At 65.6% G+C, this 15,549-nt stretch carries 13 protein-coding genes; 1 reads left to right on the forward strand and 12 read right to left on the reverse strand.

From position 1 onward, the window contains the following. Nucleotides 1-12: 12 nt before the first annotated feature. From FNJ47_RS06100 to FNJ47_RS06155, 12 genes are all read right to left on the reverse strand, one after another. A complete protein-coding gene (locus tag FNJ47_RS06100; RefSeq protein WP_163151646.1) occupies nt 13-456 on the reverse strand; it encodes an SRPBCC family protein in 444 nt (147 codons plus the stop codon). A 231-nt stretch (nt 457-687) separates the two neighbouring features. Then, a complete protein-coding gene (locus FNJ47_RS06105) occupies nt 688-1,125 on the reverse strand; it encodes an SRPBCC family protein (protein WP_163151648.1) in 438 nt (145 codons plus the stop codon). An 8-nt stretch (nt 1,126-1,133) separates the two neighbouring features. After that, entirely contained in the window at nt 1,134-4,028 is a 2,895-nt protein-coding gene (locus tag FNJ47_RS06110) for a flotillin family protein (protein WP_163151650.1), read from the reverse strand. 26 nt (nt 4,029-4,054) lie between these two features. Continuing rightward, nucleotides 4,055-4,888: a phosphoenolpyruvate hydrolase family protein gene (locus FNJ47_RS06115; protein WP_163151652.1), complete on the reverse strand. Its 834-nt coding sequence runs from the start codon at nt 4,886-4,888 to the stop codon at nt 4,055-4,057. Nucleotides 4,889-4,891: 3 nt separating this feature from the next. Next, nucleotides 4,892-7,102, reverse strand: a complete 2,211-nt coding sequence (locus tag FNJ47_RS06120) for an ABC transporter permease (protein WP_163151654.1) — start codon at nt 7,100-7,102, stop codon at nt 4,892-4,894. Then, entirely contained in the window at nt 7,095-7,877 is a 783-nt protein-coding gene (locus tag FNJ47_RS06125; RefSeq protein WP_163151656.1) for an ABC transporter ATP-binding protein, read from the reverse strand. The genes FNJ47_RS06120 and FNJ47_RS06125 overlap by 8 nt, the downstream gene beginning before the upstream one ends. Further along, entirely contained in the window at nt 7,870-8,952 is a 1,083-nt protein-coding gene (locus FNJ47_RS06130; RefSeq protein ID WP_163151658.1) for a branched-chain amino acid ABC transporter permease, read from the reverse strand. Before FNJ47_RS06130 ends, FNJ47_RS06125 begins: the two co-directional genes overlap by 8 nt. A 1-nt stretch (nt 8,953) precedes the next feature. Continuing rightward, a complete protein-coding gene (locus FNJ47_RS06135; RefSeq protein ID WP_163151660.1) occupies nt 8,954-9,964 on the reverse strand; it encodes a branched-chain amino acid ABC transporter permease in 1,011 nt (336 codons plus the stop codon). Nucleotides 9,965-10,085: 121 nt separating this feature from the next. Next, nucleotides 10,086-10,904 (reverse strand): helix-turn-helix transcriptional regulator, encoded by an 819-nt coding sequence (locus FNJ47_RS06140; protein ID WP_163151662.1) that lies wholly within the window; start codon nt 10,902-10,904, stop codon nt 10,086-10,088. A 138-nt stretch (nt 10,905-11,042) separates the two neighbouring features. Beyond that, nucleotides 11,043-12,293 (reverse strand): ABC transporter substrate-binding protein, encoded by a 1,251-nt coding sequence (locus FNJ47_RS06145; RefSeq protein WP_163151664.1) that lies wholly within the window; start codon nt 12,291-12,293, stop codon nt 11,043-11,045. Between the two features lie 454 nt (nt 12,294-12,747). Next, nucleotides 12,748-13,467 carry an SDR family NAD(P)-dependent oxidoreductase gene (locus FNJ47_RS06150; RefSeq protein ID WP_163151666.1) on the reverse strand — a complete coding sequence of 240 codons (720 nt, stop codon included), beginning with the start codon at nt 13,465-13,467 and terminating at the stop codon, nt 12,748-12,750. A 31-nt stretch (nt 13,468-13,498) separates the two neighbouring features. Beyond that, the gene (locus FNJ47_RS06155) at nt 13,499-14,743 is read right to left on the reverse strand and encodes an acyl-CoA dehydrogenase family protein (protein ID WP_163151667.1); all 1,245 of its coding nucleotides are present in this window, start codon (nt 14,741-14,743) and stop codon (nt 13,499-13,501) included. 385 nt (nt 14,744-15,128) lie between these two features. Between FNJ47_RS06155 and FNJ47_RS06160 the strand changes: the two genes are divergently transcribed. Continuing rightward, nucleotides 15,129-15,509 carry a carboxymuconolactone decarboxylase family protein gene (locus FNJ47_RS06160; RefSeq protein ID WP_163151669.1) on the forward strand — a complete coding sequence of 127 codons (381 nt, stop codon included), beginning with the start codon at nt 15,129-15,131 and terminating at the stop codon, nt 15,507-15,509. The last annotated feature ends 40 nt before the right edge of the window (nt 15,510-15,549 follow it).

The following is a 15,549-nucleotide window of genomic DNA, read 5'->3' on the forward strand; positions in this document are numbered from 1 at the left end:
ATGTCCTCCCGCTTACGCGGCCCCCTTCAGATGTCGGCGGATGGCGTCGAAGCCGGTCTGGTAGATGTCTTCCGAAACCATCTGCGTGATGCGGTCCCTATCCTCAGCCCGCGTCGTGAAGCGCGATTCCCAGTGCCAGAAAGTGCGGTCGCCGTCGGTGACCGGCAACAGGCGGACATGCGCCACGTAGTTGAACATCGGGATCGGCGTATCGAGCAGGCAATAGCTGAAGCTCTGTTCCAGATCGGACAGTGCCAGCAGCTGCTCGCGCAGCTCGGCGCCGTCCTTGAGCTTGAAGCGCCTGACGCAGCCGATCTTGTCGGACGGCTGCGCGCGTTCGATGCCGCTGGTCGCAACCGCCGGATGCCAGCGGTCGTGGCCGTTGAAATCGCGCAGCACGGCCCACACCGCATCGGTCGGTGCATCCAGGATCGTGCTTTTGACGATATGCGGCACGGCTATACTCCGCGGCTTTTGGTTCGGACGAGCCGTGCAGGATGTTTCACCTCGCCCCGCTTGCGGGGAGAGGTCGGAATTTGCGCGATGCGCAAATTCCGGGTGAGGGTGACTCTCCGCCGGCCAAACTGCTGCCGTCCTTGCGGAGACTCCCCCTCACCCCAACCCTCTCCCCGCAAGCGGGGCGAGGGGGCGCAGTGCGCCATGATCGGAACAGTTGCGATCACGTCTTCATCCCCCGAACGCCCGCTTTAACGCGTCGAAGCCGCCCTGGAACACGCCGCCGCCGATATTGTTGACGAGCTCCACCTCCCGCTCCGGCGCGCAGTCGAATTCGGCGGTCCATTCCAGGAACGTCTGGTCGCCATCGGTGACCGGCGTCAGCCGCAGCGTCGCAACGTAGTTCTCGACGCCCATCGGCGATTCCAGGATCGAGTAGGTGCAGAACATGTCGTAGTCGGACAGCCCGAGCAGCTTCTCGCGGATGCGATCGCCGTTGCGCAGCCGGAAGTCCCTGACGCAGCCGATCTTGTCGGAGGGCTCGCCGCCTTCGATCCGGCTTTCGGCGATCGCCGGGTGCCAGTTCGGCAGCCCGTTGAAATCGCGCACGCGAGCCCAGACCCGGTCGTTGCGGGCATTGACGACGGTGGAGACGTAAACCCGTGCCATGTGTCAGCTCAGTCCTTCTTGCGCGGCGTGCGCTCGGGGCGCGCCGGTTCGCCGCCGCCCTCGGGCGCTGCCGTCTTGGCCTCACCACCGCCCTTGCGCGCGGAATCCTTGATGCCCTGCATGTCGCGCGCCTCGCGGATCAGGCCGGGCATCTTGGCGAGGCTGCCGCCCTCGACGCCGATGTCCGACAGGATCGAATCGATCAGCGGCGCCTGCACCCGGTAGCGCAGCGCGGAGTCGATCACCTCGTCGGTGGCGCTGCGGCCAGAGCCGCCGCCATTGCCGTTGCCATTGAGCCCGTCGACCTGGAGGATGCGGATGCCCTCGATCTTCTCCATCGGTTTGACGCTTTCGCGGACGATGCCCTCGATGCGGTCGAGCAGCTTGCGGCGGAACAGCGAGTAGCGTGCCTGGTCGGTCAGCACGTTCTCGGCCTCGTTGAGCAGGCGCTGGGCCTCGGCCTCGACCGCGGCGCGGACGCGTTCGGCGTCGGCCGCGATCTTGGTCTCCTCGGCCTGCTTTTCGGCCAGCAGCACCTCGACGGTCTTGCGTCGCTTCGCGATCTCGCTCTCACGGGCGGTGACGACGCGCTCGGCGGCTTCCGTCGCGCGGATCCGTGCGTCTTCGGCCGCAGCGCGCGCCGCCGACTCTTCCAGTGACTTCTGATGCAGCGCGATCGCCTTCTCCATCAGCGCGGTCTCCACGTCCTTCTCGCGGTTGACCTCGAGCTTGCGCAGCTCACGTTCGCGGCCGATGCGCGCCTCGTCGAGACCGCGGTCTGACGCAATCCGGGCGCGCTCGACCTCCTCGCGCGCGGCGATCTCGGCCTCCTGCAGCGACTGGTTGCGGGCAACCTCGAGCTGCTCGATCGCGCGGCGCCGCGCGATCCGGGCGGCCTCCAGCGCCTGCTCGCGCGAAACATCGGTGGTGTCGACTTCCTTGCGCGCGACAATCTCGGCCTGCCGGACCTGGCGGTCGGCATCGATCCGCTCCGAGCGCTTGGCGGCGAGCGCGATCACGCGCTCCTCGTCGGCGAGCTCGATCGCCTTTTTCTGATCGATGTTGAGCACTTCGCGGGTCCTGGAGGAGGCGATCCGCTCGCTCTCCAGCGCCAGCTCGACATCGATCCGCTGCCGCTCGATGGCGTCGCGGCGCTTCAACTCGGCGGCTTCGATCGCCTCGGTGCGCGCGATCTCGAGCCCCCGGGTCTCGCGCTCGGCGCGAATGCGTTGTGCTGCGACCGACTTCTCCTGCGAGATCCGTGCCGCCTCGATCGCCTCGCGCGAGGCGATGTCGGCTTCCTCGATCGCGCGGGTGCGCGCGATTTCGAGCGAGCGGACGTGCTCCTCCTGGGCGATCCGCGATGCCTCGGTGGCTTCGCGCGCGCTGATCCCGGCGATCTCGACCGCCTGGTTACGCTCGATCTCGAGCTTGCGGGTGGTGTGATCGGCCGCGATGCGCTCGGCGGCCAGCGTCTTCTCTCTGATGATGCGGGCGGCCTCGACCGCCTTCTGCGCCTCGATCTCGGCCTCCTGGATGGTGCGGACCTGGTGAATCTCCAGCGCGCGGGTGCGTTCATCGGAGGAGATGCGTTCGACATTGACGGTCATGGTTTGGGCGATGCGCGCCTTCTCGGTGGCCTCGCGGGCCGCGATCTCTGCCTCGTCGACCGCGCGGGTGCGCTCGATCTCGCGGCGGCGGGTCTCTTCCTCATTGGCGATGCGGGCGTCGGTGACGACGCGGTCCTGCTGGATGCGGGCCTTCTCGATTGCCTCGCGAGCGGCGATCTCGGCTTCCTCGACCGTGCGCATCCGCTCGATCTCGCGCTGGCGTACCTCGCGCTCGGAGGCGATGCGGGTGGTGTCGACCGAGCGCTGGTTGGCGATCCGGACCTTCTCGATCTCCTCGCGGGCCAGCAGCTCCTTTTCCTCGACCGCACGGGTTCGCTCGATCTCCTTGTGCCTTGTCTCGCGCTCCGAGACGATCCGGGCCTCGGTGATCGCCTGCTCATTGGCGATCCGCGCCTTCTCGATGGCTTCGCGCGCGGCGATCTGGGCCTGCTCGGACTCGGTCTCGCGCAGCGCACGCTCGCGGGCAACCTCGGTGCGCTGCAGGGCGCGGCGCATCTCGATATCGCGTTCCTGGTTGAGGCGCGCGGTCTCGCTTTCGCGTTCGATCTCCAGCGCCTGCCGCTCGGCTTCCAAATTGCGGGAGCGGATCTTGATCATCGAGTCCTGTTCGATGTCGTTGCGCAGCTTGCGCTTGGCCTCGATGTCCTCCATCAGGCGGGTCAAGCCTTCGGCATCGAAGCGGTTCGAGGGGTTGAAATATTCGAGGTCGGTCTGGTCGAGATCGGTGATAGCGACCGATTCCAGCTCGAGGCCGTTTTGCGCCAGCGCTTCGGCCGCGTTGGCCTTGACGCGCGCGACATAATCGCCGCGCTGCTCGTGCATCTGCTCCATCGTCATCTCCGATGCAACCGAGCGGATCGCCGAGATGAACTTGCCGGACAGCAGGGTGTGCAGCTGTTCCGGCTCCATGGTGCGGCGGCCGAGGGTTGCAGCGGCGATCGAGACCGCCTCGCGGGTCGGCTGAACCCGGACGTAGAAATCGGCCTCGATGTCGACGCGCATGCGATCGCGGGTGATCACGGCGTCCTGCCGGGAGCGCACGATCCCCATCGGCAGCACGTTCATATTCACAGGCGTGGTGTCGTGGATGAACGGCAACACGAAAGCGCCGCCGTTGATCACCACCCGTTCGCCCATGAAGCCGGTGCGGACGAAGGAGACCTCCTTCGACGAGCGGTGATACAGCCAGTTCACGACGTAGACGATGATGACGATCGCGACGATTGCGACGATGAGCCAGAGGATCAATTCACCGACCAGCATCCCCGACATCTCTTCCTCCTTTGGTCACGGCAGCTCTAGCGCGCGCCGATCGCCTTGAATTTGCGAACCTGTTCCGTCAGCGCCCGTTCCACCGGCAGACGCTCCATCGAGGAGGCGCCGTAGAAGCCGTGGCAGTTGCGGGTGTTCCTCATGATGAAATCGGCATCCGCGGGATCTGCGATCGGACCGCCATGCGCAAGCACGATGATGTTCGAATTGACGCTGAGCGCGGCCTCGGCCCAGGCCTCGATCCGGGCGGGGCAGTCCGCAAGTTTTGGCGCGGTCTGCGCGCCGATCGTTCCGCCCGTCGTCAGCCCCATATGGCAGACGATGATGTCGGCGCCCGCGATCGCCATCGCGGTCGCCTCCTGCTCGCTGAACACATAGGGCGTGGTCAGCATGTTCTTGTCATGCGCCTTCGCGATCATGTCGATCTCGAGCGCGTAGGACATGCCGGTCTCTTCGAGATTGGCGCGGAAGACGCCGTCGATCAGGCCAACGGTCGGAAAATTCTGCACACCGGCGAAGCCGAGCGCCTTGAGCTGGTCGAGGAATACATCCATGTCGCGGAACGGATCGGTGCCATTGACGCCGGCAAGCACCGGCGTGCTGGTCACGACCGGCAACACTTCGCCGGCCATCTCGACGACGATGGCGTTGGCATCGCCATAAGGCATCAGCCCGGCGAGCGAGCCGCGGCCGGCCATGCGGTAGCGACCGGAATTGTAGATCACGATCAGGTCGACGCCGCCGGCCTCCTCGCATTTCGCCGACAGCCCGGTGCCGGCGCCGCCGCCGACGATCGGCTCGCCGCGTGCGATCATGGCGTGAAACTTCTTCAACAGCGCCGCGCGTTCAAACCTGGGCATGGGTCACCTCGCCACTCTCCGCCGGCCACCGGCGCGTCCGAGCAGCGGACGGAACGCGCTGACGATGGCGGCGGTAAACTCGGGATCGTTGATGTTGCGCTTGACGCGAATGATCTGCCGGTTGCCGGTCTGGCGCACGGTGCGCTCCAGCGCGCGGAACAGCGCCGCGTCGGCATCCGGGTCCCAGAACGGCTGACCCGGCGCATCGAGTGCGGAGACGCCGCCCTCGGCCAGGAAGAAGCGTACCGGCCCGTCCATCTGGTTCAGCCGTTCGCCGATCCAGCGGCCGATGCGCTCGTTCTCTTCCGGCGTGGTCCGCATCAAGGTGACCTGCGGATTATGGACGTGGAATTTGCGCTGCCGGTAGCGCTCCGGGATGGTGTCCGGCGCACCGAAATTCACCATGTCCAACGCACCGACCGAGCCGACGTAAGGCACGCGGCTGCGGATGATGGCGCCGAAGCGATCTTCGGTCGCCGGAAACACGCCGCCCATCAGGAGATCGCAGACCTCCGTCGTGGTGAAATCGATGACGCCGGCAAGTTGCCCGGATTCGACCAGCTTCTCCATCGAGCGGCCGCCGACGCCGGTGGCGTGGAAGACCAGGCACTCGAAATCCTCACGGAGATCAGCTGCGATCTTCTGCACGGCCGGCGTGGTGACGCCGAACATGGTGATGCCGATGGCCGGGAGATGCGCGACTGTGTCGCGCTGCTCGCCGGCCTGTTTGTCGAGTCGTGCCTTGACCATGCCCACCAGCGCATGGGCGCCGTTACCGAGCACGGTGCGCGAGATCGAGTTGAGGCCCTGCACGTCCGTCACCGAATACATCATGGTGATGTCTGCGGGGCCGACATAGGGCCCGACGTCGCCGGACGCGACCGAGGAGATGATCAGCTTGGGGACGCCGACCGGGAGCGCGCGCATGCCCGGTGCGACCAGCGATGCACCGCCCGAGCCGCCGGCGGAAATGATGCCGGCGACATTGCCCTGGCGCCGCAGCCAGCGCTCGAACGCTTCCGCCATCGCCGTGACCGAGGCGCCGCGATCGGAACCGAACACACCAGCGCCGCCGCGGCCGTGGTTCAGCGCGATCTCTTGCGCGGTGACGTCGCAGCTCGCTGCCTTGCCGCTGGTCGAGACATCGACGAGCCGGCTCCGCAGGCCGCTTCCCGCGACGATGCCGCGGATGAAGCGCAGCTCCGCGCCCTTGGTATCGAGCGTGCCGACGACCAGCACGACGGGTGGCCCCGATGTCTTCGACGTTGCCGGCTCGCGCCGGCTGCGCGGTGCCTCCTCGAGCCTCGTGACACCTGCGGACTGCGTCCGGGCGGCGGCCTCGATGCGAGCGATCGGCACCGGCTGCGACCAGCGGGTCGGCAACACCGGATTGGAGATGTAGATGCGGGTCGGCCCCTTGCGTTCCGGCTGCGGCACGCCGGGCACTTCAGCTCTGGCCTGGACTGTCTCGGCGTCGGTCTCATCAGCGCCGTGGGTGCCGACACCAAGCAACCGCTGTTGCAACTCGCGGTCGGTCGCAAGACGTGCGGAGTCGATGATGCGGTTGATCCGACCGTTGACCATGATCGCGACGCTGCGCGACACCGCCGTGGCGACGCCGATATTCTGCTCGATGACCAGCACGGAGATGTCGCCTTCATCGGCGAGGCGCAGCAGCATCTCCTCGACCTGCGCGACGATGACTGGCGCGAGACCTTCGGTCGGCTCGTCCATGATCAGCAGCTGCGGGTTGGTCAGCAATGCGCGTGCAATCGCGAGCATCTGCTGCTCGCCGCCGGAGAGCTGGTTGCCGCCGTTGGTCTTGCGCTCGGCAAGGCGCGGGAAAGTGTCGTAGATGCGCTCGATGGTCCAGGCGCCGCGGCGCAGGCCGCCGGCGAGCGCAAGATGTTCGTCGACAGTCAACGAGCGCCACAAGCGGCGGCCCTGCGGCACATAGCCGACGCCGAGCCGCGCGATCCGCGCCGGGTTGAGTCGCGTGACCTCCTCGCCGCGGATGCGGATCGAGCCGCCGCTGGCGCGGACCAGCCCCATGATGGCCTTGCACAGCGTGGTCTTGCCCATGCCGTTGCGGCCGACCACGGAGAAGACGCCGGAGTCAAGCGTGAGATCGACGCCCTGCAATGCATGGGAATGGCCATAATAGACGTCGAGGCCTTTCACCTCGAGCGCGGGCGCGGCGCGGCGGTCATTCATGGCCGCCTCCGAGATAGAGTTCCTGCACTTCGGGGTCGGACTCGATCTCGCGAGGCAGGCCTTCCTTGAAGATACGGCCGTTGTGCATCATCGTCACGCTCTCGACGACGCGCAGTGCGACGTCCATGTCGTGCTCGATGATGATGTAGCCGATATGCGCCGGCAGCGAGGTCAGGATCTCGATCAACTCGCGCCGCTCGGTCGGCGATAATCCCGCCGCCGGCTCGTCGAACAGGATGAAGCGCGGCGCGCCGGCCAGCGCCAGCGCGATCTCGAGCTGGCGCTGCTGGCCATGCGCCAGCTCGGCGACGCGCTGGTCCTTCACGCTAGCGAGGTGCACCGCCTGCACCAGCGTTTCGGTCGCGTGCATCAGCGCATCGTTCTGCCCCGGGCGCAGCAACGAGAAGCGGCCGCGCGAAACGCCGCGGCAGGCGAGATAGACGTTGTCCTGCACCGTGAGGCCGGGGAACAACGCCGAGATCTGATAGGTGCGGCGCAAGCCCCGACGGATGCGCTCATAGGGCGGGAACTGGGTGATGTCCTCGCCGAAGAAGCGGATCGTGCCGGAGGAGGGCGGGAAGTCGCCGGTGATGCAGTTGAACAGCGTCGTCTTGCCGGCGCCGTTCGAGCCGAGCACGGCGCGGCGCTCGCCTGGTCGCACGGTGATGGTGACGTCGGTCAGCGCCGCCAGCGCGCCGAACAGCCGCGTCACGCCGCGCAGCTCCAGCGCCGCACCAGCGCCGACCACGGACAGGCGCTGCGCGACGCTATCCATGGCGGCCTCCCCCTGGGCTTTGCGTCGCCGATGCATTGCGCCGCCAGCGTTCCCATAGGCCGATCACGCCGTCGGACGACCAGAACACGATGGCGAGGAAGCCCAGTCCGATCAGCAGGCGGAAGCGGTTGCCGTCGAGCCCGAACTTGATCAACACGTCGAGCGCGAAGGTGCGCAGCAGGACGAAGATCAACGCGCCGATGAACGGGCCGATCGGCCTTGTGATGCCGCCGACCACGGCGATGATGAGAACGTCGATGCAGGCGCCGACGCTGACCGAGCCGGGCGAGATCTGCCGGTAATTCCAGACCTGCAGCACGCCGCCGAGCGCCGCGATGAAGGCCGCGAAGGCGTAGGCCGCGATGCGGTGGGCATTGGGATTGAAGCCGAGCGCCGCCATGCGGCGGGAATTGTCGCGCACGCCCTGCAGCGCGAGGCCGAACGGCGCGCGCGAGACATACTGGACGGCGAAGTAGCAGATCGCGGCGACGCCGAGCGTCACATAGTAGAAGGCGATATCGCTGCGCCAGTCGACGCCCCAGAAATGCGGCGTCGCGACGGTGTTGATTCCGGTGTGGCCGTTGAAGATCGTCCAGTTCTGGTTGGTGAAGTAATAGAACGCCGCGCCGATCGCCAGCGTGATCATGATGGTGTAGATGCCCTCGGTGCGCACCGCGAGCGCGCCGCCGAGCGTGCCGAACAGCGTTGCCAACGCCAGCGCCATCGGGGTCGCCAGCCACCACGGCCAGCCCAGGCTGATATTGGCGTTGCCGCTCATCCCGAACACCGCGACCATGTAGCCGGCGAAGCCCGCGATCGTGAGCTGCATCAGGCTGACCATGCCGCCATAGCCGGCGAGGAACATCAGGCTGAGCGCGATGATGCCGAGGATCAGCGTGGTGGCGAAGATCTCGATCAGGAAGAAGCCGTTGGCGATCAGCGGCATGATCACCAGGATCAGCGCGACCAGCCAGGCTGCCGGATTCTGGAATTCCGGCCAGGCGCCGATCCAGGCGCGTCGCGTCGCGTTGGCTGACGGGTCGGGGCGGAACTGGGTGCTCTGGAGCAACGACATCTCATCGCCTCGCGAGCAGGCCCTGCGGCCGGACGGCCAGCACCAGCACCATGATCAGGAAGGTAACGACGATGGCGTAGGTCGGGATGTAGACCGAGCCGAGCTGCTCGGCGAGGCCGATGATGACGGCGCCCAGTGCTGCTCCCGGGATCGAGCCCATGCCGCCGACGATCACGACGACGAGCGAGGCGAGCAGGAAGCGCGTGTCCTCGCCCGGCGACAGCGACTGGAAGGTGCCGCCGACGACGCCGGCAATGCCGGCGAGGCCGGCGCCGAGCGCGAACACCAGTACGAACACGAACTGGATCCGCACCCCGGTCGCGGCCAGGATGTCGCGGTCGTCGACCCCGGCGCGCACGATCATGCCGATTCGCGTCCGATTCAGGGCCAGCCACATCGCGATCCCGATCACGACGGAGGCTAAGAAGATCACGAGCCGCACCAGCGGATATTGCAGATAGACCGGCTCGCCGGATGATTTGATCGCCGTCAGCAGCGGCAGCTGCACCGGGCCGATCAGCCAGGCCGGGGTCTGCACCTGGTAGAAATCGCCGCCGAACACCCACAGCATCAGATCGGCGAACACGATCGACAGCCCGATTGTGACCATGGTCTGCCTGAGGTCCTGTCCCTCCATGCGGCGGAACACGGCCAATTGCAGGATCACGCCGACCAGCGCCACCGCGATGAAGGCGACGATGAAGGAGAGGATCCACGACCCGGTCCAGGTGCTGACCGCATAGCCGATATAGCCGCCGAACAGATAGAGCGAGCCGTGTGCGAGGTTGACGTTGCGCATCAGCCCGAAGATCAGCGTGAAGCCGCTGGCCACCAGGAAATACAGCCCGCCGAGCGTGATGCCGTTCAGCACGGCGTTGAGGAACACGCGCTTGCGGCCGATCGCGGCTTCCAGCCCCGGCGGCCAGATCGCGAACACCAGCCACAGCAGCACTGCGACCGCGATGATCACGATCAGCGCCCAGGCCGGATGGCGTTCGATGAACCTGGCCATCTCCGTCGCGTACCCTCTGACGTCGCGGCCGTCTGCCGGGCCGCGTGTCCCAGCATCCTACCGAGGTCGAAAGCGTCGGATTTGATCGACAGTATCTTTTATCGTTCGCTCTGGAACTCCCTTACGGCCGCAACACCTTGGCGGCGCGGCGATAGTCGGTCGGGGCCATGCCGACATTGGCGGCGAAGAAGCGGGTGAAGCCGCTCTGCGAGGAGAAACCGAGGTCGAAGCCGATATCGGCGATCGGCGCTTCGGTCGCGACCAGCGCGTCCAGCGCCTGCTCCATGATCAGCGTGTTCATGTAGAGGTGAGGGGTGACGCCGGTCTGGGTGCGGAACAGCCGGTAGAAGTGCGGCCGCGACAGGCCCGCCTCGCGCGCGATCGCATCGAGCTCGATCTCGGCGCCGGGACTTTCCGACATCAACTTGATCGATTTGCGGACCCGGAAATCGGTCACCGCCGCGGCCGCGCGCGCATCCTGCGCCGTCTGCCAGCTCTCCTCGTAGCAGGAGTCGATCAATTGCCTGAGCTCGCTATCGAGGCTGCGCAGCGACGGCGCGCCGCACACCAGTGCTGCGGTGCGGCGGATCAGCCGGTCGAGCGCCTCGGTGCGCGGAAAGAAGGTGCGGCCGAACCGCAGGCCCTGCGCGCTCGCCCCCTGCGGCGCGAACCATTCGGCATTGACATAGAGCACGAAGAAGATCGCGCCATGGTCCATGTCGGTCGGCAGAAAATTGTGCGGTTCCCACGGGTTGACCGCGACCACGGTGTCGTCCTTGAGGAGCCAGCGCTGCTCGGAGACGTCGATCTGCGCCGGGGTGCCGCCGACATGAAAGATCAGGTGCCCTTCGCGGTGCGCATGCACGTTGAAGGGGCGGTTCAACTGATAGACCGTCGCGCGACCGAACCGGCCGTGGAAGACGGCAAGCGCCCTGCTCATGCCTCCCCTCCCGCGGGATGTTCTTGTCTTTTCGACAAGCGTTCATCATCCGCCCGCGGAAAGCAAGGGCGAGCAGGGCTGTTGATGCAACCGCGCGCCTTCGTCACGGCTGGCTTGCTCGCACCTGCAACAAATACGTCAGTACTTCTTGCACTCCGGAACCGTGCGGCTCGGCAGGCCGATCTTGGCGAACACGGCCGGATCGTAACCCAGCGTCTGGTTGACGTTCGGGATCACCTTCACGACCTTGGAGAACAGCGCGCCCTTGCCGTCATCGACCACCTCGGTGACGAAATTGGTGCCGATCGCCTGGCGGTTGGAATCGAGTTTGATCTTGCCGTTCGGGGCGTCGATCTCGATCTTGGCCAGTGCGTCCTTCAGCTTGGCCTGGTTGTTGGAGAGATCGCCATTGACCTGCCGCAACGCCAGGATCAACGCCATGGTCGAGCCATAGTAGTTGGTGGCGAGCAGCGACGGGCTCGGAAAGCGTTTGCTCTCCGGGAAGGAGTCCTGATACGCCTTCACGAATTTCTGCCAGCCAGGATCCTCCCAGGTATCGGCCTGGCCGCTTGCGGCGATGGTGCCGACCAGCGCGTTCTTAGCGCTGCCCTTCGAGGACAGGATGGTCTGGTCGATCATGATCGAGCCGCCCATCAGATGCGCCTTGCCGCCGGCCTGCTGATACTGGTTCAGGAAGTTGACCGCGTCGGCGCCGCCGAGGCCGAGATAGATCGCATCGACATCGTCGGGAAGCGCTGCGATGACCGAGGCGAAGTCCTTGGTGCCGAGCGGCACCCATTGCCGGTTGGTGACCTGGCCGCCGGCGCCGCAGAATTCCAGCACCAGTCCGAACACCTGGGTGTAGATGAAGGAGTAATCCTCGCCGACGGTCGCGATCTTGCGATAACCCTTGGTCTCATAGGCGTATTTGCCGAGGCCGACCTGCCACTGCGCGCCGTCCATGTTGTAGCGGAAGAAATTCGGCGCCGGATCGACATAGGTCGTCTCCTGCGCGCCGGAGGCGGCGTTGACGAAGGTCAGCTCCGGATGGGTTTTTGCAAAGTTCTTCACCGCGATGCCTTCGTCGCCGGACAGCGGCGACAGCAGGATCTGCACCTTGTCCTGCTCGATCAGCTTGCGCACCGCGCGCACCGCGGAATCGGGCGTCGCATCGGTCGAGGCGACGACGAATTCGAGCTCCTTGTCGCCGATCTTCTTGCCGAGCACGTTGAGCGCGGTCTGGTGGCCGCGCATGCCGTCCTCGCCGAGCACCGTGTAGGTGCCCTCGAGCGTTGCGGTGACGCCGACCTTGATCTTCTCCTGGGCGAACGCCGTGCCCGAAAGCAACAGGCTGCTTAACGCAATCAGTCCCAAACTGCCCTTCAACATCGCTTTCCTCCCTCTGTGTTGTCGCCGGCGTCCACCTGGCGTGCGAAGGCCGATGGGCGTCCTGTTGTTGGCGGCAAAGCTAGCCGAAGGCAGGTGCGGTGCGGATGTCGTCGGGACGGGTTAGCTTAACGGGCAGTCTCATTTTGATTGTTGCGCCGCAACGAGTTTCGCGGCGCAATGTCGCGGAGATGCTGCCGGCGCGGAGAGCGAGGTGATGCATACTCGATGTCGTCCCTGCGAAAGCAGGGACCCATAACCACAGGGCATTATTGTTGAAACGCGCTGTGGCTCCAGCTTCGCAAATCAACTCGCATTCGTGGTTATGGGTCCCGGGTCGCGCTGCGCTTGCCCGGGACGACACCGAGTGTGTTGAGCGGTTGCGAGTCATGCACGCCGTTCGCGCGACCCGTTGGCTCATGCGGGCTAGTTGCCGAACCCTGAATGTTGTTCGGTGCTACGGCATGTGGTGGCCGGCGGCCTGTCCGCCGTCGACGTGGAGCACCTCTCCGGTCACGAAGCCTGCGCCGTCGAGATAAAGCACCGCGTCGACGATGTCGGAGATATCTCCCATCCTGCCGACCGGGTGAAGCAATGCGAGCGCCGGGTGCGCCTCCGCCGGGTGCATCGGGGTCTTGATGATGCCGGGCGATACCGCGTTGACGCGAATTCCGCTCCTTGCATATTCGATGGCAAGCGCGCGGGTTGCGGCGTTCAAGCCTCCCTTGGTGAGCGAGGCGAGGGCGGCCGGGACGCTGCTCATCGGCTGGTCGACCAGACTTGTCGTGATCGTGACGATGTGACCGTGGCCCTGCTTGCTCATCAGCTCCAGCGCACGTTGGGTCATGTGGAAGAAGCCGGTCACGTTGGTCGAGATGTAGCTCGCGTAGTCGTCCTGCGAGTAGGCGGTGAAGGGCTTGGCCACGAAGATCCCGGCGTTGTTGACCAGCGTGTCGACGCGGCCGAAATGATCCAGCGCCGCCTTGAACACGCTCTCCGCCGTCTGGCGCGCGCCGACGTCACCTTGCACCCTGACAAGATCGCCATCGGTACCCGGCGTGATCGATCGCGAGGTCGCCACGACGCGGAAGTTTCGATACCTGAATGCCTGAACGATGCCGGCGCCGATGCCCTGCGATGCTCCGGTGACGACGGCCACTTTCCGCTCTGCGCTCATGATTGCGTCCTTTCAAGACATGGCGTCTGGCTTACGCCGCTCCGCTTGCCATCAGCGGATCGTAGTCGCTGCTCTTGAGCATGGTGTGCAGTTGCCGCCGCCGGATGCCGAGATTGCCGCCGTCGAAGATCGGCAGTGCGAGCGCGTCCTGGAGCAGGCGACTGAATGGCGCTTCGTGGTCATAGCTGTCGATGCCCACCACCCGCATCAGGTCGGTGATGACGCGTACCGCGGCCTCGGAGCCGAAGATCTTGGCCTGCACCGAAAGCTCCTCGGCTGCCGGCGACTGGGTGTCCAGTGCATGGCAGGCGCGCCAGCTGAGATAACGCGCGGCTTCGATCGTGGTCTTGGCATCGGCGAGCGCATATCCGACCGCCTGATGCTCGATGATCGGGTGAACGCCGCCGCGCTTCTCGCTGCGGGCAAAATCAAGCGCAAACGAAAAGGCCGCCCGCATCAGCGCGACGCCGAAGATGCCGACCAGCGCCGCGGTGCCGGTGAACGCCGCCGCCGTCAGCGCGAGGCCCGCGCCCTGCTGTCCGAGCAGATTGTGGTGCGGGGCCGCGACATTCTTGAGGCCAAACTGCGGGACGAGATGCGCCCGATGACCGAGACTGTCGATCGCGCGTTCGAACACCAGGCCGGTCACCGGTCCTTCCACGGCAATGATCGAGATCGCGGAGTCTGCCGCTGCCGCCGCATCGGTCCGGCACACGACGGTCAGGAGGTCGGCACCCTCGCGATTCCAGCCGGTGGCCGAGGACACCCATTTCTTGCGGCCGTTGATCACCCAATTGTCGCCCTCGCGCCTCGCCGTGGTGCGGACGCCCTCGCCGGGAGGCGGCGAGGCGGCGTTGGCGCTGCCGCCGGGCTCGCTGGAGCAGAAGGCGGCGAGCGGCGCACCGCTGGTCTTCAGGAACGGCGCGAGCAGTCGCCGGCACTGCTCCGGCGTGCCGCCGAGCAGCAGCGGCAGCAGGCCGAGCACGCTGCCGAGCATGGTGAGCGTCACGCTCGGGTTCACGCCGTAGAACTCCTCGGCCAGGATCGCCCTGTCGATCATGCCGGCATTGTCGCCGCCGGCCGGCGCCGGAATGCACTTGCGCAGATAGCCGGCCGCGACCATCGCCTCGTAGGTCGGTTTGGTCGCGAGAAAGCGCTGCTCGGGCGTTGCCAGCAATTCCGCCGTCCTGGCCTCGGCCAGCACCTCCCTGGCGAACTTGCGGGAGGTGAGCTGCAGCTCGCGCTGCTGCGTCGTGAGTGTGAAATCGATCGCCATGCCAATGCCCTCTGTGTCGGCCGTTTGGGCAATGGCTATCCCGGCGTGGTCGGGAAATCTTGGACACCAGCGCCAGATTTCTTGGCACGGAGTGAACTGGAGTGATTTGGAAACGTGCGGTGCAGCTTTTGAAGCGGGTCCGATAACGGTAACGTTCTTGGCAGAGCTGCTGCGCGGCAACACGGGTCGGCTGGTGCCTGTCGGAACAGACGTCTTTTCATAGTCAAAGATGTCGCGTAATTTTGTTGCGAGCTACCGAGACGGGAGTGCCGAAGCTCCGTTTGGACAAACCGGTAGCGCGCATGCCGTCGGCAGGCATCGGCAGCTTTTCAGCAGGCCTCGCTTTTTCTGGTCTGACGCATCTTTATTTTTAGGGAGATTGGCCATGAGAGCTCTATTTGCGAGCGCAGGTTTAGCCCTGCTGTTGGCTTTGGCGTCGGCACCGGGTGCCAGTGCTCAGGAAGCGCCCGAATGGATGAAGCAGACACTTCCTGATCAGGCATTCAAGGCGCACTGGGACGAACAGCAGGCCGTGATGAATCCAACTGGTGCCTTGGACGCGAAAACCAAGCACCTCATTGGCCTCGCTGTGGCAGCACAGATTCCGTGTGAGTATTGCGTCAACGGTCACACCAAAGCGGCAAAAGCCGCTGGTGCGACCGATGATCAAATAAAGGAGGCCATCGCAACCGCCGCGCTCGTCCGTTTCAACAGCACGATGCTGAACGGCTCGGACGGCGGCCGCGAGTGGTCTTCGCGGAAATAGCCTTGTTGCTTTAGGCGTTGAAGCTGCGAACTCTCTTCAT

It is taken from the genome of Bradyrhizobium uaiense, from assembly GCF_010811875.1.
GTDB classification, from domain to species: domain Bacteria; phylum Pseudomonadota; class Alphaproteobacteria; order Rhizobiales; family Xanthobacteraceae; genus Bradyrhizobium; species Bradyrhizobium uaiense.

Coding starts and splice junctions, on each gene's coding strand:
- FNJ47_RS06105 (WP_163151648.1), bottom strand. CDS start 1,125: ATGGCACGGGTTTACGTCTCCACCGTCGTCAATGCCCGCAACGACCGG.
- FNJ47_RS06110 (WP_163151650.1), bottom strand. CDS start 4,028: ATGTCGGGGATGCTGGTCGGTGAATTGATCCTCTGGCTCATCGTCGCA.
- FNJ47_RS06115 (WP_163151652.1), bottom strand. CDS start 4,888: ATGCCCAGGTTTGAACGCGCGGCGCTGTTGAAGAAGTTTCACGCCATG.
- FNJ47_RS06120 (WP_163151654.1), bottom strand. CDS start 7,102: ATGAATGACCGCCGCGCCGCGCCCGCGCTCGAGGTGAAAGGCCTCGAC.
- FNJ47_RS06125 (WP_163151656.1), bottom strand. CDS start 7,877: ATGGATAGCGTCGCGCAGCGCCTGTCCGTGGTCGGCGCTGGTGCGGCG.
- FNJ47_RS06130 (WP_163151658.1), bottom strand. CDS start 8,952: ATGTCGTTGCTCCAGAGCACCCAGTTCCGCCCCGACCCGTCAGCCAAC.
- FNJ47_RS06135 (WP_163151660.1), bottom strand. CDS start 9,964: ATGGCCAGGTTCATCGAACGCCATCCGGCCTGGGCGCTGATCGTGATC.
- FNJ47_RS06140 (WP_163151662.1), bottom strand. CDS start 10,904: ATGAGCAGGGCGCTTGCCGTCTTCCACGGCCGGTTCGGTCGCGCGACG.
- FNJ47_RS06145 (WP_163151664.1), bottom strand. CDS start 12,293: ATGTTGAAGGGCAGTTTGGGACTGATTGCGTTAAGCAGCCTGTTGCTT.
- FNJ47_RS06150 (WP_163151666.1), bottom strand. CDS start 13,467: ATGAGCGCAGAGCGGAAAGTGGCCGTCGTCACCGGAGCATCGCAGGGC.
- FNJ47_RS06155 (WP_163151667.1), bottom strand. CDS start 14,743: ATGGCGATCGATTTCACACTCACGACGCAGCAGCGCGAGCTGCAGCTC.
- FNJ47_RS06160 (WP_163151669.1), top strand. CDS start 15,129: ATGAGAGCTCTATTTGCGAGCGCAGGTTTAGCCCTGCTGTTGGCTTTG.